This window comes from Candidatus Campbellbacteria bacterium (assembly GCA_028817035.1).
Classification (GTDB): domain Bacteria; phylum Patescibacteriota; class Minisyncoccia; order Phycocordibacterales; family JABAAK01; genus JAPPQH01.
The window spans coordinates 1-21,407 of the sequence record JAPPQH010000008.1 but is presented as its reverse complement, the minus strand read 5'-3'; the positions used below and the strand labels follow the sequence as shown (position 1 = coordinate 21,407).

Below are 21,407 nucleotides of genomic sequence, written 5' to 3'. Positions count from 1 at the left end.
GACTACCAAGTCCGACTTTTGACCCACACGGGATGTGTTACAGCATCCTGTGTGGGTCTCAACTTTTTAGACATGTCCATTGACCCCACACAAATTTTGACAAAGACATACAGATATTTTATTATTAATATGGAATTGTTCCTTACAAAGATGGACAAATCCGCACTTGAAAACCGTCACAGACAAACTCAAAAACAGGAGGGAGTGTTATGCGTCAAGAAGTGCAACCCCACAGTCACATTGTGGAGCAACTGAGAAGAATGCTGAAAAAGGGGGAGCCGACGAATGAGGTGATTGAGTGGGTTAAAAATGTCTCCGTCAAAAATGTAGGTGCGATTTCACATATCGTCTACCAATTCATATGCATGAAGAGTATCAATAAAAACTTAGTAGAAAAATCGCTAAACATTTTCCTTGATGCTCGGAGACAAAACCACATGGAACACAGCCACTTCATAGGTGGCCTCTCCACAATCACACACCCACTTTGGAAGAGTGAAATGTATGACTGGCTCAAGAAGCTCTACTTCTTAGCCCTTGACACAGCCATAAAGACGAAAAATGCATACGGCTGTAATCGTCTTGTTGAGGATTTTTGTAGACATGCGAAGTGGAACAAGGATCCCAGTGACTTCGGAATCACTCACGATGTTCTGCACTTGATAAAACAAGACGGTTTTCAAGAAGGGGGTCAATACCTGTCACTCCATTGCATCAAGCGGCTTTTGGAAGGAAGGTTTAAGTCTGAAAGGCAATACCTAAGGTGGGTATGCAGCCTCAAACCGTCTGAGCAATGGCATAGAGAACAGGCCGAAGAAGCCAAAACTCGTTTGGCAGAACTTCGGGGTGGTAGTGCGATTTACCCCAGCACCTCAAACCAAAATGGTGTAGCGAAAGGTGTCGGATGATGTCCTCTTCGCGATTTCAAAGCCCTCGTTCACCGAGGGCTTTTTCTTTTCAAAATTATTTATGTTTGACAGGGCAATTTTAATACTCTAATATACAAATTAGTTGGGTCAAGCCCAAATGTTCTTTCACAAAAGGGCATCGTGTCAAAGACACAAGAGCGCTTTTTCAAGACCTTTATCTCAAAGGTCGTCCGCAACAGAAACCCGTGGAGGTGTTGTGCAATGTCAAAATTTCAGTCTTTTTGCGATGTTAATGTTATGGGTGTATTTCTTGGTTTCTTAGCTGTTGGGCTTGTATTGGGTATCATCGTTTATCCTGAAGAAGCAAAACTAAAAACCCCCGATTCAGAGTTGAATTGGCATGCACTTGAAGAGCGTATCCAGAAAACACGGAAAGAGATGTTGACGACACAAAAGGAGTTCAATGAACGCCTTGTTGCTATTGAACGCTTTTTGCAAGACCTCAAGAGGGTAGAGTGCGCACAGTTGCACCACATCTCAGGAGGAAAAGAAACCTGTGTAGACATCTTTGTAGAAAGTGACAAGCCCGCCAACGAGGACACCGCTCCGCAATAGCCTCGTCCAAAAGACCCCTGCCCATGACTTCATATGGGCAGGGGTCTTTTTCTCTCTTGTTTACACATATCTCTCTATAAGATATAGTTTATTTATCATCGCAAAAGCGTTGGTAAATCCCAAATCATTAAAACTTAAACTTAAGTTTATTTATTATATTCATAAATATGAAAAACGAAAAAACAAATTACGAGTCAGGAGGCGTAGTTCTATGGATTATTATTCTTATAATAATCGGAACAGTCATCTACTATTTCTTCTTCCGCGATTCTTCAGACGAAGTCGTAGTAGAGCCAACAGTTGAAGAAGATGTAAAATTTCTCCGAGGACTCTCATTAACACTTGAGAACCTAAGTGACTCACAACCACTATCCCAAGGTGTGATACTAATCCATGATTCTTCTGTTGATTTTGATTTCAAGGGAGAGATTGCTCCTCCAGAGTTTGAATTACTCGCAGAAGTTGGTGAGCCAGGACCTTTCTTGCTATCAATTGATAGAGATCCCACGGTATTTTACGCGATACCAGTTGATAGTCCGATTGAACCAGGTCAAAGCAAAGTTGTTGAACTTCCACCTGAAATACCTTACTTAACAGGCGAGACAGAACCACAATTATCAGTCCTTCAAATGGCAGTAGCTTCAAATGACGGTTATGTTTTTGCAACGACCTCTCTGCTACCTGGAAACATAAACAGAAGTTTCATCGCAGAAAATCACGATGCAGGAACTGAGGAAAACACAGAGATTGGCAGTGGTTTTGCAGGCGGACAGCCTGACCCATCTCGTAGTCTTGAGGAAAACTTAGACAACGGAGTTGCAACTGAACCAAGAGCAGTTGTGATAGTACACCCACAGCTCACAGACGATCTCTTGAGAGTCACGCTTAACGGACCAACACAGTAAAACCCGCTTTCAAAAAGCACAACAAAAATAAAGCCCCTCAAAACAGGGCTTTATTTTTTGCCCCCTCTCTCGCTCCTCGCCCTCCTTTCTCCCTCTCTTTCTCCCTCCACCCCGCATATTGACATATTTTGGCAAATATGATACTATATAAGTGAGGCTAAGGTTTCCTTAGCTACTGAACATCAACAAAGAGAGTTGTAAGTTTCACTTGCGATTCTCAGCAACCACTTAGGGTTGTTTCACAGAATACCAAAAGGAGGTACCCTGATGAGTAAGTCCAAAAAGAAGACTCCTCGGAGTCATTTTCAGCGCTTCGTAAGGCAGTTTCGGAATATGTGGAAGAGCTTCTGGTCGTGGATGTTTTCTCTCATGCTTGGTGCGTGGGGGGCAATTCAGCGACCCATTTGCTACACCCTTGCAGCCGCTGGCTTTTTCCTCCTCGGCTATCTGTTTTCGAATTTCTCCTCGCGAGAAGAGACAGATGACCTGAGGGCAAAAGTGGCGACCACGCAAGCGGAGTTGGCAGATGCCCGGGAGCGTTTCCTTGAAATCATAGAGAAGATGGGGGCGGATCAGAAAGAGGTTGTGGCTAAGGTAGCCGAGGGCAATGCCGTTGGGGATATTGAACACAATTGTGTGATTAATTTCCCTGAGGGCGAGTTTGTCTCTGAAGAGCGACTCAAAAAAGAGGAGCAAGAGGTTGCCCGTCTGCAGAAAGTCAACGGTTCTCTCACCCAAAAGAATATGGCCTTGACCCAACAAGTTGCGGCCTTGACCCGACACTTGGATGGGACAAAGATGGAGTTGCAGGACGCACAGGCTACTTTGCAAAATCACGAAAACAGCCTGCTTCGGCTTGTCAGCGAGAAGCACACTGATGCCCTTATGGCATGGTGTTATCTCAAAGGCCTCAACGGCAAGGGAAATCCCAACGGCGGAGCGACAGCATCGTTGTTGGGTGTGCCTGATGTCTCCGCGGCTCCTCAAAACGGACCTACTGTGGAGGTTATCCATCGAGATCCTCCAACGGTTCTTCCTGTAGATCCTCCCCCTCCTGAAAAGGAAGGAAAGGAAAATAGGACTGGCTCCGTGTCACACTATCAGCTGACTGGTAGCACAAATCTCTAAGTGATCCAGTGGTTACTAGCCTCTACCAAGACCTTTGGTCGCGGTAGGGGCTTCTTTTTTCTATTTTATTATCGCTCGGCAACTTCGTTGCCTCGCTTGATTTTGCTCGCAGGCTCGCAAAGGTCAAGTTTCACGACCTCCAACCCATTACTTCACTATTTGAACACTTGACTTGCCTCGCAAGCTCGTTGCGGTCAGACTCATACCTCTACAAACCATCACTCGCCCCACACTCCGCAACCCTCTCACCCCTCTGCTTGACATATTTTTTGTGATATGATAATATACAAGCAGTTGGGTTAATCCCAAATGTTCTTTCACAAGGACATTGTGTCATAGACACAGGAATTCACCGATGGGTTGCAATTCTGCAATTCATCTTCTTTCGGTCATCTAAACCAAAAGCATCCAAAGTAAGGAGGTGCACTATGGCTAACGACGACAATACGACAGTATTTGCGGGAAGCGGAGCAGAAGAAACCCAAGACCCCAACCAGAGCGGAGATGGTAAGGGTAGTCCTGGCACCAAGAAGGTTCAACCGAAGGTTCAACCGGGTGATATCTTTGCCAACCAAATTTCCGAACTGAGAGGAGATTTTGAGGGCTGTTTCAAAGAAATGACAAGCATATTTCGGGCAATTTCCTGGTTCAGCGGTTTGATGGCTATCTCCATCCTTTTGACAGCGTTTTTCTTTGTTGGACATCTTATGCCGATGGTAGAAGACATCAAGGAGAAATTCGAGGAGAACTCCGAGGGGATAGCTATTCTTCAAGAGAACTCTCTGCGAGAGGGACCTTTGCAGACAGAATCTCAATGCGTCACTTCCGAGGAGTTGCAACAGGGGTTTGAGGAAATCAAGCAGTGTGCTGCTTGTTATCCCTATCAAGAGGGGTCCGAGCCTATGGCATGTCCTGAGCCTTTGGTGATACCCGAATCTTGCACAGATCCCTACTCTAGGGAGCTTGTGGACTGCGAAGAGCTGACGACTAAGTTGGCTCAAAGGGTTAGCGAGCTTGAGAATGCCCTCAAACAGAAGGTATCCGAATCTTGCATCATTTCTGATCCCACTACTAAGGGGGATAGAAACTGCAAGGAACTGGCGGAGGAACTTGTGGCAAAGTTGGGCATCACGGAGGCAAGGTTGGGCAGCGCGGAGCAAGAGATTGTCCGTCTGCAGGGTGTCATCAAACTCCTCCTTTCCGAAAAAAATAATGCCATTGCCCAAAAAGATGAGGCCGGTAGAAAACTCATTGAGTGTGTGGCTGGAGGGACGACACAACGGTCTCCGCAAAATGCTGATGCAGGGAAGCCGAAAGGCTCTCAGCCCCAGCAAGCGGGTACATCGTCATTTCTCAACCTTGAAGGCGAGAATGTACATTTTCGCTAAGGACAGGCGGTGAGTCAATTGGCCCCTACCATAAACGACTTCGGTCGTCGGTAGGGGCTTCTTTTTTTCTATATTATTATCGCTCGTGGCTTCGCCACTCGCTTGATGCAACTCGCAATCGCTCACTTCGTTCGCTTCTATTCATTATCGCTTGGCAACTTCGTTGCCTCGCTTGATTTTGCTCGCAGGCTCGCAAAGGTCAAGTTTCACGCCCTCCAACCCGCCGATTTCGTTTCCATGCTTACTCGCAGGCTCGCAAAGGTCGGGCTTATACTCCTCAAACCATCACTCGCCCCCACGCCTTGCCACCCCTTCACCCATCGCTTGACATATTTTGGGGGATATGATAATATATAAGTAGTTGGGCATTGCCCCAAATGTTCTTTCACAAAAGGACATTGTGTCATAGGACACAGGAATTCGTTGGTGGGTTGCAATTCCGCAACTCATCTACCTTTCTGCATTCGCAAAAACTTAGGAGGTGAAGCTATGCGATATTCTTTCCGTTTGCGGACTCTCGTTTTGTTTCTCACCACCGCCTTCACCCTCCTTATGGGTGGCTGTGCTGGGATCAAGAATGTTGATTCCAAGCAGGCTGATGAATGGCGGAGAAATCTGCATTTCCCTTATGATACCGTTCCCCTCAAGCAGGTGTTTGCCGATCCCGATCGTTATGAGGTGAAGGAAGGCGACGGAGCGGGTTTCAAGGTTTCTTTCAACGAAGAGATATTTCATCTCTCTCGTATGAACAGTGAAAACCATGACAGGTTGGGTATAGCTCTTGTCAGGAATGCTGGTAAGGGCTGGGTTTTGGTAAACACTTTTGGGGAACATCTTCCCCCAGAGAGATTTTGCCAAGAGGCAGAGAGTGGGACATGCCGTCCTTTTTCTGGCGGATACAAAGTAACCTTCGGCATGTTTATCCATCACAACATAGATGGGGATCGCATAAAGAAGGAGTATTTCGCCTTGGATAGGGATGGCAACATCATACTCGACCCCGCCCTTGTCAGCAAGATTGATGAGACAAGTGGGGTTGTCACAGTTGTTGGAGTTATGCCTCGCAGTGAGTTTCTTAGCCGTTACGAAAAGGGCGGGTACGACGTTATCTATCCCAAGGGATGTGACACTGGCGAAGGCTGTGAAGCAACCACCGACAAGGTTGTGGACGGTCTATTCGCTGGCGGGTTCGCAGATCTTTGGGGTAAGTGCGTAAGGAATCCCGTTAAGTGCATACTCGGCACTGCGCTTGTCGTCTGGGCTGGTTTTGAACTGCTAGACGGTGGTTCCAACTCCAAATCCACTCCTGCTGCTGCCCCTGGTGGTGGCGGAGGCGGAGGTGCTGCCTGCGATCTCGGTTTGCCACCTGGCACCGTGGGCTCTTGCAACTGACACTGTTCTTTTTACTGGGCGTTTGGTTGGTTTTACACCAGCCAAACGCCCCTCTTTTTTATTATCGCGAACGGTTTTGCCGTTCGCTTCTATTTTATTATCGCTCGTGGCTTCGCCACTCGCTTCACGCGACTCATAAATTCGTCGCAAAGGTCGGACTTATGCCTCAGCAACCTATTCCGTTCGCCCCACATCTCGCACTCCTTCGCCATCACACCACGCGACCCTTTCGCCACCCCATATTGACAATTTTCTTTAGATATGACATCATATAAGTAGTTGGGCATTGCCCCAAATGTTCTTTCACAAAAGGACATTGTGTCACAGGACACAGGAATTCACCGATGGGTTGCAATTCCGCAAATCATCTACCTTTCTGTATTCGCAAAAACTTAGGAGGTGTGCTATGCACCGTATTCGCCGTTCGCGGTCTCTCGTTCTGTTTCTCACCACCGCCTTCACCCTCCTTATGGGTGGTTGTGGTGGAAGTCTGATGGATACCAGCAACGATCAAGCTATGAAGTGGAAGGATGAGATGAACTTCATCGCCACCAAAACCCATAACATCAAGGATGTGCTTGCTAACCCTTTGTCTTTCAAGACGATGAGTAGCAAAGAGAAAGGTCATCAAGTTTCCTACGACGGGAAAACCTTTTTGATCACTCGCTTGATCCCTCACCCCAAAAACAAAAATCATTGGAGCATGTTGCTGACCAAGCAATTTGAGAGGGACAGTCATGTTCATGTTCAAACCTTGACGATGGATGTCGACCCAGAGTTTTTCTGCAAAAAGGCAGGGGAAGACCAGATATGTCATCCTTACGAGGGATACACGACAACCTTTGGCGTGTTTATCCATATCAACAGGGATGACGAGATTGTGAAAAATATTCCATTCGTCTTGAACAAAGATGGCGACATCGTGTCTAACGGCATTATCGTCAGCAAGATCAAGAGCGATGGATTCGTCGAGGTGGCTGGAGTTAGGACTTATGATGAGTACAAGAGGGAATACCTCAAGGACGGTTATACCTACCTCAAGCCAGACATTTGCCAAGGAGGGCAGAACTCTGAAAATAGTTGCAGGGCATTCACGAATGATAGGTCGTTTTTTGCGGGCGTCAAGTCAACAATCAGCGACTATTGCCGTGGAAATCGTGTGTGGTGTGTCACGGTGGTGATAATCACCGCCGCAGTCGCTGCCGAGATGATCTTTGGTGGTGGCTCCAGCAAGAGGAGAACTCCTGCTGCCGCTGCCCCAAGTGCTGGTGAAGCATGTGATCTCGGTTTGGCACCTGGCACTGCGGGCTCTTGCAACTGACACTGTTCTTACTTGCCCCTACCTATACTGGTCGTCATAGACGATTGGTATTAGGTAGGGGTTTTCTTTTTTCTTCGCCATCACACCACACGACCCTCGGTCGCAAGTGGGGCATTTTCTTCCATATTTATATGCTAAAATTATTTTATATATGCCTTCAGTTTTTATAACGAGAAAATTGCACAGCGCTGGGATTGATCTTTTGAGAGAGAAAGGTTATGAGATAATCTGCAACCCCCACGACCGCGACCTAACAAAAGAGGAATTTTTAGACATCCTCTCAAAAAATAAATTTGATGCGGTTTTGTGCATGCTTACCAACTCCATAAACGCCGAAACTTTTGACGCATCACCATCCACAAAAATATTTTCAAATTATGCCGTTGGATATAACAATGTAGATATAGAAGAAGCAACCAAGCGGAGCATAACGATAACAAACACACCTGGCGTCCTCACGGAGAGCGTTGCAGAACACACAATGGCGCTCATGCTCGCCTCAACATCCCGTGTCGTTGACGGAGATCGTTTCATAAGAGAAGGTCGCTTCAGAGGGTGGGAGCCACTTTTACTTCTTGGGACCGACCTAAAAGACAAAACACTTTCAGTCATAGGTTCAGGCAGGATAGGTTCTCGTGTCGCAGAGATTGCCCACAAAGGTTTTGGAATGAAAATAGTTTACTTTGACATAAAGAAAAATGAAAAAATGGAACAAGAACTGAACGCCAACTTCAAACAAAACATAGATGACGCTCTAAAACAGGGCGACATAATAACACTACACATGCCGCTCTTGAAGAGCACGGAAAAAATAATAAACGAAGGCAAACTTAACTTAATGAAAAAAGACGCTTACCTCATAAACACATCAAGAGGCAAAATAATAGATGAAAAAGCATTAGTCCGCCACCTCAACAACGGAAACTTAAAAGGCGTCGCACTTGATGTCTTTGAAGAAGAGCCAAAACTCGCAGAAGGTCTGGCAGAAATAGAGCGCGTGGTCTTGACCCCCCACACAGCATCCGCAACAGAAGAAACAAGAGGAAAAATGTCCGTCATAGCAGCAGAAAACATCATCGCAGCCCTTGAGGGGGGCGAGCCAAAATTCAAGGTTTCATAAAAATACTTTTGTGGTATAATGTAGGCAATGTCAAACATTGTATTTCACGAACGAAAAAATACAGGCACAAAGGCAAACAAAAAACTTCGCAAAGAAGGGTTTATCCCTTCTGTCTGTTATGGCGGAAAATCAGAGACAACGCCAATCGCGGTCTCGGCAAAAGAATTTAGCAGAGTATGGAAAGAAGCAGGAGAGTCAACGGTCATAGAATCAGAAGGCGCACTTGGAAAAAAGAGTGTGATAATTCATGATGTCGTCTTTGACCCCATAACAGGACGACCAATACACGCAGACTTTTTGGCAGTTTCAAAAGATGTAAAAATAACCGCGAAAGTTAACATAAAATTTGAAGGAACATCAAAAGCAGTAAAAGAGATGGGCGCCGTTTTAATTCAAGTGATGCACTCAATAGACCTTGAAGCACTACCACAAGACCTCCCACACGAAGTCATAGCAGACCTTTCTTTGTTAGAGGACTTTTCATCACACATAACAGTAGGCGACATAAAACTACCAAACGGAGTAGAAGCAAAAGACAAACCCGACACAATAATTGCATCCGTAACAGAACAAAAAGAGGAAAAAATAGAAGACCAGACAGAGCAAACAGTCGACTCAGTAGAAGTTGAAAAGAAAGGAAAGAAAGAAGCAGAGGGCGAAGTAGCAGAAGAAGGAGAGCAAGCAAAAAAGAAATAAACACAAACACCATGTCCTTTCAAGTGCCGACAAAGGCAAAGAAACCAACAAAATCAATAGCATATTTCCTGTTGTGCATCCTTGCGCTCCAGTTTTTATTTTTGGGAACCCCGACCATCCCAGCCTCAGCGCAATCCGTCTCTGAAAAAATAAAAGAACGACAGGCAGAACTTGAGGGCAAACTCAAAAAAGCAGAAGGTGAAATAGACCAACTAAAAAAAGAACTTGATACAAAAAAGGCAGACACCACAACAATCCAATCAGAAGTCGACAGAATAAACAGACAAATCTCCCAAAAACAGTCAGTAATAAATCAGCACACAGCAGAAATAAACAAACTCTCTACAAGCATCTCACGAAGTGAGAGAAACATAGCGCGATTAAACATAAAAACAGAAAGAGAAAAAGAGATATTGTCAGAGATAATGCGCTCACTAAACGAAACCGACAAAACGCCATACATATATGTCGCACTCGCAGAAGAATCAATCTCCGTTTTGTTCAATGACATAAACGATCACAAAACTCTTCACCAAGCACTCACCGCATCACTTGAAACAATATCAGAAGCAAAACAGGAAACAGAAGAAACAAGAACAAAACTACTTGAAGAAAGAAGAGAAGAAGAAGGGTTTCGCTCCCTAAAAAAAATAGAACAGCGTGAAATAGAAGAAGCAAAAAGTGAAAAACAAAAAGTCCTAGATCTCTCAAAAAAAGTAGAATCGCTTTATGAGGAAATAATAGTAGACAGGGAAAAAGAAGTTAACAGAATAAGAGCAGAACTTTTTGAACTACGCGGAAGCGCAGCAATATCTTTTGGTGAAGCAGTTGAATTTGCCGAACTCGCGCAAAAACTAACAGGGATAAGACCAGCGTTTTTGCTTGGAATAATAAAAATAGAAACAGAACTCGGAAGAAACTTGGGAACAGGGAACTGGAGAGAAGACATGCACCCAGTCCGCGACCGACCCGTATTTGAGGTGATAACAAAAAACCTCGGACTCAACCCCGACAAACAGCCAGTATCCCGCAGACCAAGTTATGGTTGGGGTGGCGCCATGGGACCAGCACAATTCATCCCATCAACCTGGGCGTGTTACGGCGGATATGTAAACAGAATGACAAACTCCTGCGGCGTATCACGAAGCAGCTTCATAATTGACCGCTCACTTGAAACAGGTGATGTCGGCTCTGATGTCCGCGCCCTCCAAAGATTTTTAAATAAAAATGGTTTCACAGTTTCAAACGAAGGCGAAGGATCACCAGGGCAAGAGAACAACATATATGGAAGAAAAACAGCAAACGCCGTAACACGCCTCCAAGAAACATACAGATCCGTCCTACTTGATTTTGACGGACTGACAAGAGGAACAGGAACAGTCGGACCACGAACACAATACTTCATAAACCGTTACCCATTTTGGACAAGCGGTTGGTACTATGTAAAAAGCAAAGACAAAATAAGAGAAATACTTGACCTCTCATCACCCTCAAACCCATGGAACCCACGCGACGCACTCGTCGCCTCAGCGGTCTACCTCAAAGAACTAAAAGGCATAAACGGAAAAACAAATGAATGCACCGCATCAAGAAAATACCTCGCAGGCGGAAACTTCAACAGCAATGTCGCGTGGGGCTACTGCAAAACCGTCACCTCTTATGCCGATGAATTCCAGAGAAGGATAGACTTCTTGAGCCAGTAACCCCCATTTCACAAATCTTTCATATAGTGCTATAATCAAAGGACAATGAAAAAAGATATACATCCAAAAACACACCCCGTCATATTCCGCGACAAAGAAACAAACGCGGAGTTCTTCTCATCGTCCACCATGACAGGCGAAAAAACCGAAGAAAGAAACGGAATCACATACCAAATAATCTCAGTTGAAATATCATCTGCAAGCCACCCGTTCTACACAGGAAAAGAATTCGTTGTTGACACCGCAGGAAGAGTAGAAAAGTTCAAACAAAGAGCAGAAAAAGCACAACCAAAAAACACCAAAGCAAAACCAAAAGTCAGAACCAAAAAAGAAACACAAGACCTAACACAGAAAGAAAGTTAAATAAACCCCTGTTCAAATATGTCAAACAAAAATGTTGGCGACCAATCTGTGTATGAAGAAGACAACAGGACAAAATTTCTCGCAGAAGAATACAAACGCCTAAAACAAAAAAAAGAAGAACTGATACAAATGAGCAAGGACGAAGACCTCGCCGAACTTGCATATGAAGACATTGAAAAAATAGACAAAGAAATCACCGCACTAAAAGAAAAAATGGACTCCATACTTGAAAAAGGAGAAGAACAAGAAGAAATAAAAGAAATCGTCCTTGAAGTGAGAGCAGGAGCAGGCGGCGACGAAGCATCACTCTTTGTCGCAGACATCATTGAAATGTATCGCAGATATGCAGAAAAAAAAGAGTGGAGCATGAAACTGGTAAACGAATCAAGAAACTTAATCGGCGGATACAAAGAAGCAGTCTTTGAACTAAAAGGAAAAGAAGTCTACAACAACCTCCGTTTTGAAACAGGAGTACACAGAATACAAAGAGTCCCCACCACAGAAAAATCAGGAAGAATACACACATCAGCAATCTCAGTCGCCATCCTACCCATAAAAACAAAAACAGAAATAAACATAGACCCCGCAGACATAGAAATGGACTTCTCACGGTCAGGCGGAGCAGGAGGACAAAATGTAAACAAAGTAGAAACAGCAGTCCGCCTCGTTCACAAACCAACAGGACTTGATGTCCGTTGCACCGCAGAAAGAAGCCAACAAAAAAATCGCGAAAGAGCCATGAGAATACTAAAAGCAAAAATCGCCGCACACACCGCAGAAAAAGAAGAAAAAGAAAGAAGAGACCAAAGAAGATCGCAAATAGGAACAGCAGACCGCTCAGAAAAAATCCGCACATACAACATCATGCAAGACAGAGTCACCGACCACCGCATAAAAAAATCGTGGCACGGAATAGAAAAAATCCTCGCAGGCGAGATAGAAGCCATAATAACCGCCCTCACACAAGGGCTCTCAGAGGGAGAAAAATGATGATTTGTTAAAATCACCAAGCTATGCTATAATTTTCCAGCATAATTATGAATATGACAGAAGAGAAAAAAGAAAATAAAGAAAAAACAAAAAAGGTTAAACCAAAAGATGAAATGGTGGACAACCTTTTTAAAGTTGGAGCACATTACGCAATGACAAAAAGCCACAGACACCCATCTGTTGTTGATTTAATTTTTGGTATAAAAGGACAAACAGAAATTTTTAACCTTGAAAAAACAGCACCCCTCTTTGAAAACGCCATTGAATATGTCTACACACTCGGAAAATCCGGCTACACAATCCTATTTGCAAGCAGCAGAAACGAAGTGAAAAATTTAATAAAACAAACAGCAGAAAAAATTGAGATGCCCTACATAGCAGGCAGGTGGATCGGCGGAATAATAACAAACTTCAAAAGCATACAAACCAGAATAGAAAGAATGAAAAAACTGAGAAAAGAAAAAAGTTCTGGCGACCTCGCATCAAAATATGTAAAAAAAGAAATAGTCCTCTTTGAAAGGGAACTAAACAAACTTGAAAAAAGTTTTTATGGAATAAAAGATATGACACGGCTACCACACGCACTCATTGTGATTGACACAAAAAAAGAAAAAATAGCAGTAGAAGAAGCAGCACGAAAGAGAATACCAGTAATAGGAATCACAAGTTCAAACAGCGACATAGGAAAAATCAACCACCCAATCGTAGCAAACATAAGTTCAGGAAAAAGTGTAGAATTCATACTCAGCAAACTCGCAGAAGCATACAAAAAGGGAAGGTCTGAAAGAAAAGAAACAGAAGAAAAATAAATTATGTCAGTAGAAATGGAAAGAATAAAAGAATTACGCGCAGAAACAGGTGTCTCAATAGGAGTATGTAAAAAAGCGCTTGAAACCGCAAAAGGAGACATGGACACAGCAAGAGAAATAATACAAAAAGAAAGCAAAGCAGTCCTAAACAAAAAGAAAGACAGAGACCTCGGTGCAGGCGTTGTCCAATCATACATACACAACACAAACCAAATCGGTGCGATGGTTGAGCTATTGTCAGAAACAGACTTTGTGTCTAAAAATGAAGAGTTTGTAAAACTCGCTTACAACATAGCCATGCACATCTCAGCAATGAAACCACAATACCGCTCCCGCGAAGACATCCCAAAAAATGAAATGGACAAAATAAGAAACAATTTCTCAGAAGAAATTCCAAAAGACAAACCAAAAGACATCCAAGAAAAGATATTAGAAGGAAAAATTGACTCACACCTAAAAGAATTCGTCCTCCTAAATCAAGCATTTATAAAAGACGAAACACAGACAATAGGGAACATGATTGAAAGTGCAGCGCAAAAATTTGGTGAAAGAATTGAAATCGGAGAATACTCCGTATATAGCATAAAATAAAAAATAATTGCTATAATTTAAAACATAGCCATCTTAGCTCAGTTGGTAGAGCACTCCCATGGTAAGGGAGAGGTCATCGGTTCAATCCCGATAGATGGCTCAGTCGCTCGGCGGTTTCACCGCCTCGCTCCTTCGCTTCCTTTTTATTAACGCGAACGGCAAAGCCGTTCGCTTGACGCAACTCGCAGGCTCGTTGCGGTCGGACTTGGACTCTTCCAACCTATTCCGTTCGCTTCTATTCATTATCGCTCGCTTGTTCCACTCGCTCGCTTGACGCAACTCATAAATTCGTCGCGGTCGGACTTATGCCTCTACAATCTATTCCGTTCGCTTCTATTCATTATCGCTCGCTTGTTCCACTCGCTCGCTTGACGCAACTCATAAATTCGTTGCGATCAGACTCATATCTCTACAACCTATTACTTTGCTATTTGAACGCTTGACGCAACTCGCAGGCTCGTTGCGGTCGGACTCACACCCTACAAATCCTGTAATATATATATTATAATAAATATATTATAATATATATATTATAATACTACTCCAAGTCGCCACCCCACACCTCGCCACACCACACGACTCCTCCAACCCCACACCCTCGCAACCCCACACACTCGCCACCCTTTTTAGTATTTTGTGTATAATATAAGTAATCCAATTCTACATTGGAGGCTTTGCCCCAACGGGTGATCGTAAAAGACCTGTCATTTTTGGCGGGTCTTTTGCCGTTTACCATTCATAGAAATATGATATAATAACTTTAATGAGCGTGAACATAAAGAAATATGAAAACGCGGTGCTTTACTTTATAAAACACTGCAATAATGAATATTTAGGAGACACAAAGTTAATGAAACTCCTTTATTACCTTGACTTTGCAAACTATAGAGATACAAAAAAAAGTGTTACTGGCGACATATATCGCCATTTAGACTTTGGACCAGTTCCCATCAAGGCAAGAGAGATTGTCGCATCTCTTGAAAAAGATAAAAAAATTGAAGTAGAGAAAATAATTCTCACAGAAGGAGGTCATAAAAATAAATACAAGGCATACGCCAACCCATCTATAAGCGTCTTTACCGCGAGAGAAAAAAAACTCCTTGAAAAAATCTGTAGAAAATTCAAAAAGTGGACAACAAAAGAAATAGTCGCACAGACCCACCTTGAAGCACCTTGGTTCTATTCTAAACCGAGCGACAAAATAAACTATAAATATTCTGCCGATATAGATTTAATATAGAGAAGAAAAAGGGAAGTATGGCGATTAAGGTAAACAAGGTTGACTACTGCGTATCAGAAAAAGAGTTTTATAAATATCTAAAACAACACGACCGCTCAGAGAAACTTAAAGAATATTTGATAAACAACATGCGCACCTTTGAGTGTGTAAAAACAGGCAGATCAAAACCCATATATAACCCCGATGGCAAAAAAATGATTTGGTTAATACACATACCAAACCCAAGCACAAGTGGAAAAAATGCCTATCGCATGCTGTGTTTTATAAATAAAGAAAAAAGTGAGATTTACCTTGGCTACATTTTCAATAGAGAATACCTCAATTACAAAGGGTCTAAAAATAAAGAACACACTAAAAAATGGGATGAGTGTATTAAATTTCTAAAGAAAAAATACTTTTAATTCCTTAATCCCAAGTTCTTTACATATCAACCCATATATGCTTATATTTAATATATGAAACCCACAAAACACAGACAAACAGATATTGCAAAAGTTGGCGATCGCCTTAGTGGCGACTCCTTTACTCGCCACCGTAGTGGCGACTCCTTTACTCGCCGCCGTAGTGTCGGCTCTTTCACAAGCGCTTTCACAAGCACTCTCACAACCACTTTTACAACCGCTTTCCTCATCGCACTTCTCCTTGCGCTTTTGCTCACCCACAGCCACATCGCCCTCGCTAACAATGAAGTCCCACCACACATAAGAAGCGCACTTGAAAATTCAGACACACACACCGAAGGTGACGGAATCACAAAATGGGAGAGAAAAATAAATGGAGACATTGTTAAACATTTTCCAAATGGAAAAGTAAATGTCGTGTACAAACAAAACGGACAAGTTGTTTTTTATGATGAAAAAGGAACAAAAGTTGCAACCGTTGAAGGAAAAGGAATAACATACTTTGAATCAGACGGAAAAACAATCGGCACCTTTGCAGACGAAGACAGAATTATTGAATACGAAGACGGAGAATTAAAGACCATAAAATCACGCCGTGGCGAGAACGAAGGAGAGACAACCGCGAGAAAATTGAGCGACACAGAATTTGTTTTATTGGTAGAAGGACAAAATATTTTTATAGGAACAAATGGAAATGACAAAGTCAATTCCTTCAGAGTAGTTGGCTTTGGAAGAGATTACAGCTACGATGGAGCAGGAGATATAGTAAAAGAAGAAGCAACCAAAGACGGCGAATTGGTTTGGTATGCACTTGATAGCAAAAAAGAAGAAGGCAGCCTATGGAACTCCTTTATGGTATTTTTGATAAAAAAGTTTGTATCCTGCGGCACACTTGAAAAAGCACAAACCTGCTACAACGAAGCACTTGGACTATAGCACCCAAAAACCAAAAAACCACGAAATAATGCTACATTTCAAGGTTTTACACAATATCTCGCGAGGACTTGCTTTTTCTGTGGGGAGGGTATATAATAAATAATGTATCACGACGAAAGGGGGCTCCAAAGGTGATAGTGCCGAGGACGCCCCCCTTTCATTTTCACACGACGAAAGGGGGCTCCAAAGGTGTTAGTGCCGAGGACGCCCCCCTTTCATTTTTATTTAAGCTCAATTTTTTCTTTAGAATTATTAAGACTGTGCTTATACTTATTATCCAATTTATTATACAAAGATGAACTTTGTTTACCGCTCGGAAATAAAATTTTCTTTAATCTTTTCTTTTTAATAAGATAACTAACCAATTCATAAAAATCACCATCACCAGTAACAAGAATTATTGAATCAAACTCATCAGACCTTTCATTTAAAGTTTTCATAACTTCAAATACCATCAAAGTGTCTACATTACCTTTTTTCTTAGATTGGTGTAATTCAGTATGTTTTTTAAAAGTTAATAAGAAACCCGCTTCTTGTAATTTTTTATACAAATCTTGAAAATCTTCCATAAAAAATCCAGGGAAATAATTGGCTTCACAAACCTTATATCTTTCTTTCAGATATGTTCTAAATTTATTGTGATTTAATTTCCAATTAAGATCTCTTATCCCAAGATGTAAATTCTGTCCATCTATAAAAGCAATGTTCTTTTCCATCTTTCTCTCTTTTTCATTTTTCATCTTCCTAAATATATCACATTTTCCACTTGCATAAAGCGACCAAGCGCAAGTGATAGGTTGCAAGAGTCCAAGTCCGACCGCAACGAGCTTGCGAGTTGCGTCAAGCGAGCGAGTGGAACGAGCGAGCGATAGTAAATAGAAGCGAACGGAGTGAGCGACTGCGAGCAAAATCAAGCGAGTGGCGAAGCCACGAGCGATAGTAAATAGAAGCAGCAGAGGAACTGATTGGGTTGACAAAATGGGGGAAATACTTTGAAAAAGTGCTGATTTTCCACATATAAACATACTTTCACAAAACACTTGCAATTTCTATGGTATGTTTTATCATATTAGTGTAAATTAATATAAAAGTTTATTGTAATATTACCCATATAAAAATTACCCATATGAATACAGAAACTCACAAACCCAATCTGCGAGGATTTTTATCCTTAAGAAATTTAACTTTAGGATTTTTTGCCCTTGCTGTTATCTCTGCATCACTTTTCGCATACACAAAATATGTTGATGCTCAAACGCAGGGAACACCAGACAACGCACAAGCGGAACAAGTAGCACAAACAGAAACAGAAACTACACAAACAGAAACGGAAACGGAAACTACACAAGCCGACACACAACAGCAAGATCAAGCACAACAGCAAGATCAAGCACAACCACAAGGAACGCAGGGTGCACAACAAACTCCACCACAACAAACTTCACCACAAACAACTCCTCCTTCAAATATTCCTGCACCTGTTAATTCACCTCCGGCTGGCACTGACTTTACTATCTCCTTAGACTCTGGTTCTGATACTGGTTCATTAAACAATGACAGAATAACAAGCGACAACACTCCAACTTTTACATTAAGCGATCCAACTACACAATTTGGTGGGACAAATGCTCACGGCGGTGAAAAAGTCCAACTTAGATTAATCAGAAAATCGACTTCTTCTTGTCCTAGTCTTCTCTCTCAGATAACAACTAGAGACACGGGTTCTGAAGTGGCTGTAGATAGCCCAACAAACACACAATCAATAACTTCCTCTACAAGGACTGACGGAGAGTATTGTTTCATTGGAGCGCATTTAACAGCTACCAGTGGAGATTCTACCAATCCCTTTGCAACTCAAGATTCTTTTGGAACAAACAATGTCTTAGAAGTAACAATAGACACAACCCCACCAGTTTTAACAATAACAAGAACACCAACTGGAACACTAACTGGTGGTCAAACGGCAACAGTAACCTTTGCATTCTCTGAGGATATTGGAACAACTTTTACTTCAGGTGATGTCCAACTAAATAATGGTGGTGGTGGCACACTCCCGGCTTCAACCTTTGCCACAACAACTGCTGGAAGAAGTTACACGATGCAATTCACCGCCCCAACGACAGGAAGTGGAACTGCAATTGTTTTTGTTGCAGCAAACAGAGCACAAGATATAGCAGGAAACAATATCGCAGAATCAACTTTAGACATACCTTTTGCTAACGCAGTTACCGCAACAGTATCAGGAACACCAGCAGACGGCTCAGAAAGCAAAGTTACTGAACTTGACTTAACCGTAGCAGGAACAGGTGTTACTCACTACAAAAGTAAAGTAGTATCAGGCAATGCTTGTTCAACCGGTGGTTTTGGCGCAACTTGGATAGAAAAAACAGCAACACCAAAAATAACAACCTCTCTCACAAGTTTTCTTAATGGTGAGGTAAGTGTTTGTATAGTTGGTGCGACAAGTTCAAGTGGAGGAGATGCACAAGCAGAAACTTCAGCAACACGGCACTCATTCACAAGCGACACAGTAGCACCAGTAACAGAAACACCAACCTTTAGCGGTGGAAGAGTAGCAGGTGGAACAAGGTATTTCAAAAATGGTGAAACAATAACCATAAAACTCCCTGTAGAAGAGGCGAACACCATCTCGATTCCACCAACTTTTGTTGGAAAATGGGGCAGTGGATCTGAGAGCAGTCTAACAGCACAAGCTGCAGTAGGTGTAGTCGGAGGCACGAAGGCACCTATTTATCGTGTTACAACACATAGCGCAAGTAATTTTAGAATAACCACACCTTCACTTCCAGCAACAGCAGGAACAGGCAAACAGTTTAGTTATGCAGGAACATCAACACTCCTATCTGTTATTGTATGTGACAATGCGAATCTTACTTCATTGACTGCTTCACATGTAGATGCTCAATGTAGTAGTAGTGCTCGTCAAGTTTTTAATCATCCTGTCAGCAGCCCTGTTACATTTGAAGTAAAGCAGTCACACATAGATGCTGGCGGAGCGTGGGTTATCGCAGATATAACGGGCGATTTTGATGTTGCCAACTGGCTCCCAATAGGAGTAAAAACTCGCACTTATACTTACACTCTTACGACTGGTGCCAGTAATAGTGGTACATTCTCATACAGAACCAATGCTTTTAGAGACGAAGCAGGAAATGAACGACCGGCAGATGCCAACTTTACAGAAGTATCAACCGTGGTGGCCGACACAACAGCGCCTGTCGTAGGAACTGTAACAGCAAGTGGGGGAACAGCATCAGGTGGTAACAACTACTTCAAGCTTGGCGAAACGATAACTTTCAGCGTTCCTATTACTGAGGCAAACACGCTTTCAGCAACAGCACCAGCATTAACACTAAGATTTGGTAGCAGAACTGTAGACAGAGCAGCAACAGCAACCTCAAACACTCCAGTTATATCCAGTGTGCCTGTAACCAAACCAACTATTAGTGATTTAGAAAATACAGAAACTTTTAGATTGACAACGACCTCATTACCAGCCGCACTTGGTTCTGCAACGGTTAATATAGATTCTAATTTTAACGGTCAAGCGAGTATATGTACAACCTCTTCAACACTTCCTGCCCCATCTGTTAGTAATTCCGTAGAAAGTATTTTAAGTAGTAATTGTTCACCAAATACCATAATTGGAGTTATTAGTTCAACATCTACCTCTTTATCAATTACAGTTACACAGGCAATGATAGATAACGGTGGAGCGTATATTAATGTTGAAGGTTCTAATTCAAATAATATCGCCGCTTGGCTCCCAATAGGTGGATTAAAAACACACACATACACATATGAATATGATGTTCTAGTAAATGACGGAGGAGCTGCTGGAGGAGCAGTTAAGTACCAAGTAGGAGCAGTAACTGATATAGCAACAAACACAGTCGCTGCACGGGGAAGTTTCACAGACATACCAACAATAATAGCTGACACAACAGCGCCAACGGGAAGCGTAGATAATTACGGTTTTAGTGTTTCTAGGACGGAGGTTCCTATTGCTGGAAGTGGTACCCCTTCCAGAATATACTTTTTAGGTGCAGGAGATAACCACACCTTTATGCTTGAGGTTACTGAGGCAACGGCATTAAAGAACCCACCAACAGTAAATGTCAGATATGGCGGTTCAGGAACAGGAAGACAACTTAGCCCAACAAACACACCATCACAGGTATCTGGGACGACATATACATATAATTTCAGAAGCACTATTGTAGACGGTGAGAATGGACAACTTGAAATTAGGGTAAACGAGATGGAAGATAGGGCAGGAAACAAAACGGCTGCCAGTGCTTGGATGTTGCGATCAAATACTGTAGCCGACACCACACCACCACTCGCACCAACAGGGGCAGACCTTGATACAGCGGACGATACGCTTACTTCAGTTACAACACACGGAACAGGGACGCTAACCTATGGTTCAAACAGCGACAACAAAACAAACAAAACAACAGGCTTGACATTTTCAGTGACTGGTGAAGAAGGCGGAACAGTTAATCTGATTGTTGATGGAACAGCTCACAGTTCTTCTTTCGCAATTCCATACAATCCAGATGATGCAGACAACACAGAAACAGCAAGTGGAGATTTTGACTTCTCATCTTTTGGAACTTCAGGTGAAGGAACATATAGCTTGACCTTCACGGTAACCGACCCAGCAGGTAATGTTTCTCCCGTATCTTCTGCGCTCTCTCCATCTCTTGAGATAGACACCACAGCACCGGCAGCACCAGGAACACCTGACTTGACGACAGCAACGGACACAGCAGGTGGAGCAGGAACGGATTCAGACAACCTAACAAACCACAACACACCAGAGTTTACATTTACCAAGGAGGCAAACTCGGTTGTTTCAGTTGAAAGGTCTAATGTAGGAACATCTACATTCGCAGACGACAGAGCCAACAGGG

The 21,407-nt window shown here is 42.8% G+C and carries 21 protein-coding genes and 1 tRNA gene; 19 read left to right on the top strand and 3 right to left on the bottom strand.

The window, feature by feature from the left end; genetic code table 11:
- The first annotated feature begins 209 nt into the window (after positions 1 to 209).
- The 5 genes from OXU73_01065 (at position 210) to OXU73_01045 (ending at position 4,905) form a co-directional block, all read left to right on the top strand.
- Complete coding sequence (locus OXU73_01065; protein MDD9867907.1) at positions 210 to 908, top strand: hypothetical protein; 699 nt, start codon at positions 210 to 212, stop codon at positions 906 to 908.
- A gap of 222 nt (positions 909 to 1,130) precedes the next feature.
- Positions 1,131 to 1,484, top strand: coding sequence for a hypothetical protein (locus tag OXU73_01060; GenBank protein ID MDD9867906.1), 354 nt, complete (start codon positions 1,131 to 1,133; stop codon positions 1,482 to 1,484).
- Positions 1,485 to 1,651: 167 nt separating this feature from the next.
- A complete protein-coding gene (locus OXU73_01055) occupies positions 1,652 to 2,389 on the top strand; it encodes a spondin domain-containing protein (GenBank protein ID MDD9867905.1) in 738 nt (245 codons plus the stop codon).
- Between the two features lie 333 nt (positions 2,390 to 2,722).
- A complete protein-coding gene (locus tag OXU73_01050) occupies positions 2,723 to 3,517 on the top strand; it encodes a hypothetical protein (protein ID MDD9867904.1) in 795 nt (264 codons plus the stop codon).
- Positions 3,518 to 3,945: 428 nt separating this feature from the next.
- A complete protein-coding gene (locus tag OXU73_01045; GenBank protein MDD9867903.1) occupies positions 3,946 to 4,905 on the top strand; it encodes a hypothetical protein in 960 nt (319 codons plus the stop codon).
- Between the two features lie 474 nt (positions 4,906 to 5,379).
- Here the strand turns inward: OXU73_01045 and OXU73_01040 are convergent, their stop codons facing one another.
- Positions 5,380 to 5,640, bottom strand: a complete 261-nt coding sequence (locus OXU73_01040; GenBank protein ID MDD9867902.1) for a hypothetical protein — start codon at positions 5,638 to 5,640, stop codon at positions 5,380 to 5,382.
- A gap of 9 nt (positions 5,641 to 5,649) precedes the next feature.
- Here OXU73_01040 and OXU73_01035 point away from each other — a divergent pair, with 9 nt between their 5' ends.
- Positions 5,650 to 6,297, top strand: coding sequence for a hypothetical protein (locus tag OXU73_01035; protein MDD9867901.1), 648 nt, complete (start codon positions 5,650 to 5,652; stop codon positions 6,295 to 6,297).
- A gap of 364 nt (positions 6,298 to 6,661) precedes the next feature.
- Here the strand turns inward: OXU73_01035 and OXU73_01030 are convergent, their stop codons facing one another.
- Complete coding sequence (locus OXU73_01030) at positions 6,662 to 6,994, bottom strand: hypothetical protein (GenBank protein MDD9867900.1); 333 nt, start codon at positions 6,992 to 6,994, stop codon at positions 6,662 to 6,664.
- A 6-nt stretch (positions 6,995 to 7,000) separates the two neighbouring features.
- Here OXU73_01030 and OXU73_01025 point away from each other — a divergent pair, with 6 nt between their 5' ends.
- The 12 genes from OXU73_01025 to OXU73_00970 all read left to right on the top strand — a co-directional run bounded on the left by OXU73_01025 (position 7,001) and on the right by OXU73_00970 (position 16,467).
- Positions 7,001 to 7,618 carry a hypothetical protein gene (locus OXU73_01025; GenBank protein ID MDD9867899.1) on the top strand — a complete coding sequence of 206 codons (618 nt, stop codon included), beginning with the start codon at positions 7,001 to 7,003 and terminating at the stop codon, positions 7,616 to 7,618.
- A 151-nt stretch (positions 7,619 to 7,769) separates the two neighbouring features.
- On the top strand, positions 7,770 to 8,738 hold the full coding sequence (locus OXU73_01020; protein ID MDD9867898.1) for a D-glycerate dehydrogenase: 969 nt from the start codon (positions 7,770 to 7,772) through the stop codon (positions 8,736 to 8,738).
- 27 nt (positions 8,739 to 8,765) lie between these two features.
- Positions 8,766 to 9,434, top strand: coding sequence for a 50S ribosomal protein L25 (locus tag OXU73_01015; protein ID MDD9867897.1), 669 nt, complete (start codon positions 8,766 to 8,768; stop codon positions 9,432 to 9,434).
- Positions 9,435 to 9,445: 11 nt separating this feature from the next.
- Entirely contained in the window at positions 9,446 to 11,137 is a 1,692-nt protein-coding gene (locus OXU73_01010; GenBank protein MDD9867896.1) for a peptidoglycan-binding protein, read from the top strand.
- A gap of 45 nt (positions 11,138 to 11,182) precedes the next feature.
- Entirely contained in the window at positions 11,183 to 11,500 is a 318-nt protein-coding gene (locus OXU73_01005; protein ID MDD9867895.1) for a type B 50S ribosomal protein L31, read from the top strand.
- 18 nt (positions 11,501 to 11,518) lie between these two features.
- Positions 11,519 to 12,490 (top strand): PCRF domain-containing protein, encoded by a 972-nt coding sequence (locus tag OXU73_01000; GenBank protein MDD9867894.1) that lies wholly within the window; start codon positions 11,519 to 11,521, stop codon positions 12,488 to 12,490.
- 47 nt (positions 12,491 to 12,537) lie between these two features.
- Positions 12,538 to 13,299, top strand: coding sequence for a 30S ribosomal protein S2 (gene rpsB, locus OXU73_00995; GenBank protein ID MDD9867893.1), 762 nt, complete (start codon positions 12,538 to 12,540; stop codon positions 13,297 to 13,299).
- 3 nt (positions 13,300 to 13,302) lie between these two features.
- The gene (tsf, locus tag OXU73_00990; protein MDD9867892.1) at positions 13,303 to 13,890 is read left to right on the top strand and encodes an elongation factor Ts; all 588 of its coding nucleotides are present in this window, start codon (positions 13,303 to 13,305) and stop codon (positions 13,888 to 13,890) included.
- Positions 13,891 to 13,917: 27 nt separating this feature from the next.
- A tRNA-Thr gene (locus tag OXU73_00985) sits at positions 13,918 to 13,990 on the top strand.
- 663 nt (positions 13,991 to 14,653) lie between these two features.
- Positions 14,654 to 15,130 carry a Panacea domain-containing protein gene (locus OXU73_00980; protein ID MDD9867891.1) on the top strand — a complete coding sequence of 159 codons (477 nt, stop codon included), beginning with the start codon at positions 14,654 to 14,656 and terminating at the stop codon, positions 15,128 to 15,130.
- Between the two features lie 17 nt (positions 15,131 to 15,147).
- Positions 15,148 to 15,531 carry a hypothetical protein gene (locus tag OXU73_00975; protein MDD9867890.1) on the top strand — a complete coding sequence of 128 codons (384 nt, stop codon included), beginning with the start codon at positions 15,148 to 15,150 and terminating at the stop codon, positions 15,529 to 15,531.
- A 54-nt stretch (positions 15,532 to 15,585) separates the two neighbouring features.
- On the top strand, positions 15,586 to 16,467 hold the full coding sequence (locus OXU73_00970) for a hypothetical protein (protein ID MDD9867889.1): 882 nt from the start codon (positions 15,586 to 15,588) through the stop codon (positions 16,465 to 16,467).
- 221 nt (positions 16,468 to 16,688) lie between these two features.
- On the opposite strand, the gene OXU73_00965 is transcribed toward OXU73_00970, so the two are convergent.
- Positions 16,689 to 17,492, bottom strand: coding sequence for an NYN domain-containing protein (locus OXU73_00965; GenBank protein MDD9867888.1), 804 nt, complete (start codon positions 17,490 to 17,492; stop codon positions 16,689 to 16,691).
- A gap of 101 nt (positions 17,493 to 17,593) precedes the next feature.
- Here OXU73_00965 and OXU73_00960 point away from each other — a divergent pair.
- Positions 17,594 to 21,407: Ig-like domain-containing protein (locus OXU73_00960; GenBank protein MDD9867887.1), on the top strand; the 3,814-nt coding region annotated here is incomplete at its 3' end.

Excerpts from the sequence above, each read along its gene's own strand:
- OXU73_01060 (MDD9867906.1), top strand. The coding sequence starts at position 1,131 with ATGTCAAAATTTCAGTCTTTTTGCGATGTTAATGTTATGGGTGTATTT.
- OXU73_01055 (MDD9867905.1), top strand. The coding sequence starts at position 1,652 with ATGAAAAACGAAAAAACAAATTACGAGTCAGGAGGCGTAGTTCTATGG.
- OXU73_00970 (MDD9867889.1), top strand. The coding sequence starts at position 15,586 with ATGAAACCCACAAAACACAGACAAACAGATATTGCAAAAGTTGGCGAT.
- OXU73_00965 (MDD9867888.1), bottom strand. The coding sequence starts at position 17,492 with ATGTTTATATGTGGAAAATCAGCACTTTTTCAAAGTATTTCCCCCATT.
- OXU73_01010 (MDD9867896.1), top strand. The coding sequence starts at position 9,446 with ATGTCCTTTCAAGTGCCGACAAAGGCAAAGAAACCAACAAAATCAATA.
- OXU73_01045 (MDD9867903.1), top strand. The coding sequence starts at position 3,946 with ATGGCTAACGACGACAATACGACAGTATTTGCGGGAAGCGGAGCAGAA.
- OXU73_01065 (MDD9867907.1), top strand. The coding sequence starts at position 210 with ATGCGTCAAGAAGTGCAACCCCACAGTCACATTGTGGAGCAACTGAGA.
- OXU73_01035 (MDD9867901.1), top strand. The coding sequence starts at position 5,650 with ATGAACAGTGAAAACCATGACAGGTTGGGTATAGCTCTTGTCAGGAAT.
- OXU73_01005 (MDD9867895.1), top strand. The coding sequence starts at position 11,183 with ATGAAAAAAGATATACATCCAAAAACACACCCCGTCATATTCCGCGAC.
- OXU73_01015 (MDD9867897.1), top strand. The coding sequence starts at position 8,766 with ATGTCAAACATTGTATTTCACGAACGAAAAAATACAGGCACAAAGGCA.
- rpsB (MDD9867893.1), top strand. The coding sequence starts at position 12,538 with ATGAATATGACAGAAGAGAAAAAAGAAAATAAAGAAAAAACAAAAAAG.
- OXU73_00975 (MDD9867890.1), top strand. The coding sequence starts at position 15,148 with ATGGCGATTAAGGTAAACAAGGTTGACTACTGCGTATCAGAAAAAGAG.
- tsf (MDD9867892.1), top strand. The coding sequence starts at position 13,303 with ATGTCAGTAGAAATGGAAAGAATAAAAGAATTACGCGCAGAAACAGGT.
- OXU73_00980 (MDD9867891.1), top strand. The coding sequence starts at position 14,654 with ATGAGCGTGAACATAAAGAAATATGAAAACGCGGTGCTTTACTTTATA.
- OXU73_01030 (MDD9867900.1), bottom strand. The coding sequence starts at position 6,994 with ATGATTTTTGTTTTTGGGGTGAGGGATCAAGCGAGTGATCAAAAAGGT.
- OXU73_01050 (MDD9867904.1), top strand. The coding sequence starts at position 2,723 with ATGTGGAAGAGCTTCTGGTCGTGGATGTTTTCTCTCATGCTTGGTGCG.
- OXU73_01040 (MDD9867902.1), bottom strand. The coding sequence starts at position 5,640 with ATGAAATATCTCTTCGTTGAAAGAAACCTTGAAACCCGCTCCGTCGCC.
- OXU73_01000 (MDD9867894.1), top strand. The coding sequence starts at position 11,519 with ATGTCAAACAAAAATGTTGGCGACCAATCTGTGTATGAAGAAGACAAC.
- OXU73_01025 (MDD9867899.1), top strand. The coding sequence starts at position 7,001 with ATGTTGCTGACCAAGCAATTTGAGAGGGACAGTCATGTTCATGTTCAA.
- OXU73_01020 (MDD9867898.1), top strand. The coding sequence starts at position 7,770 with ATGCCTTCAGTTTTTATAACGAGAAAATTGCACAGCGCTGGGATTGAT.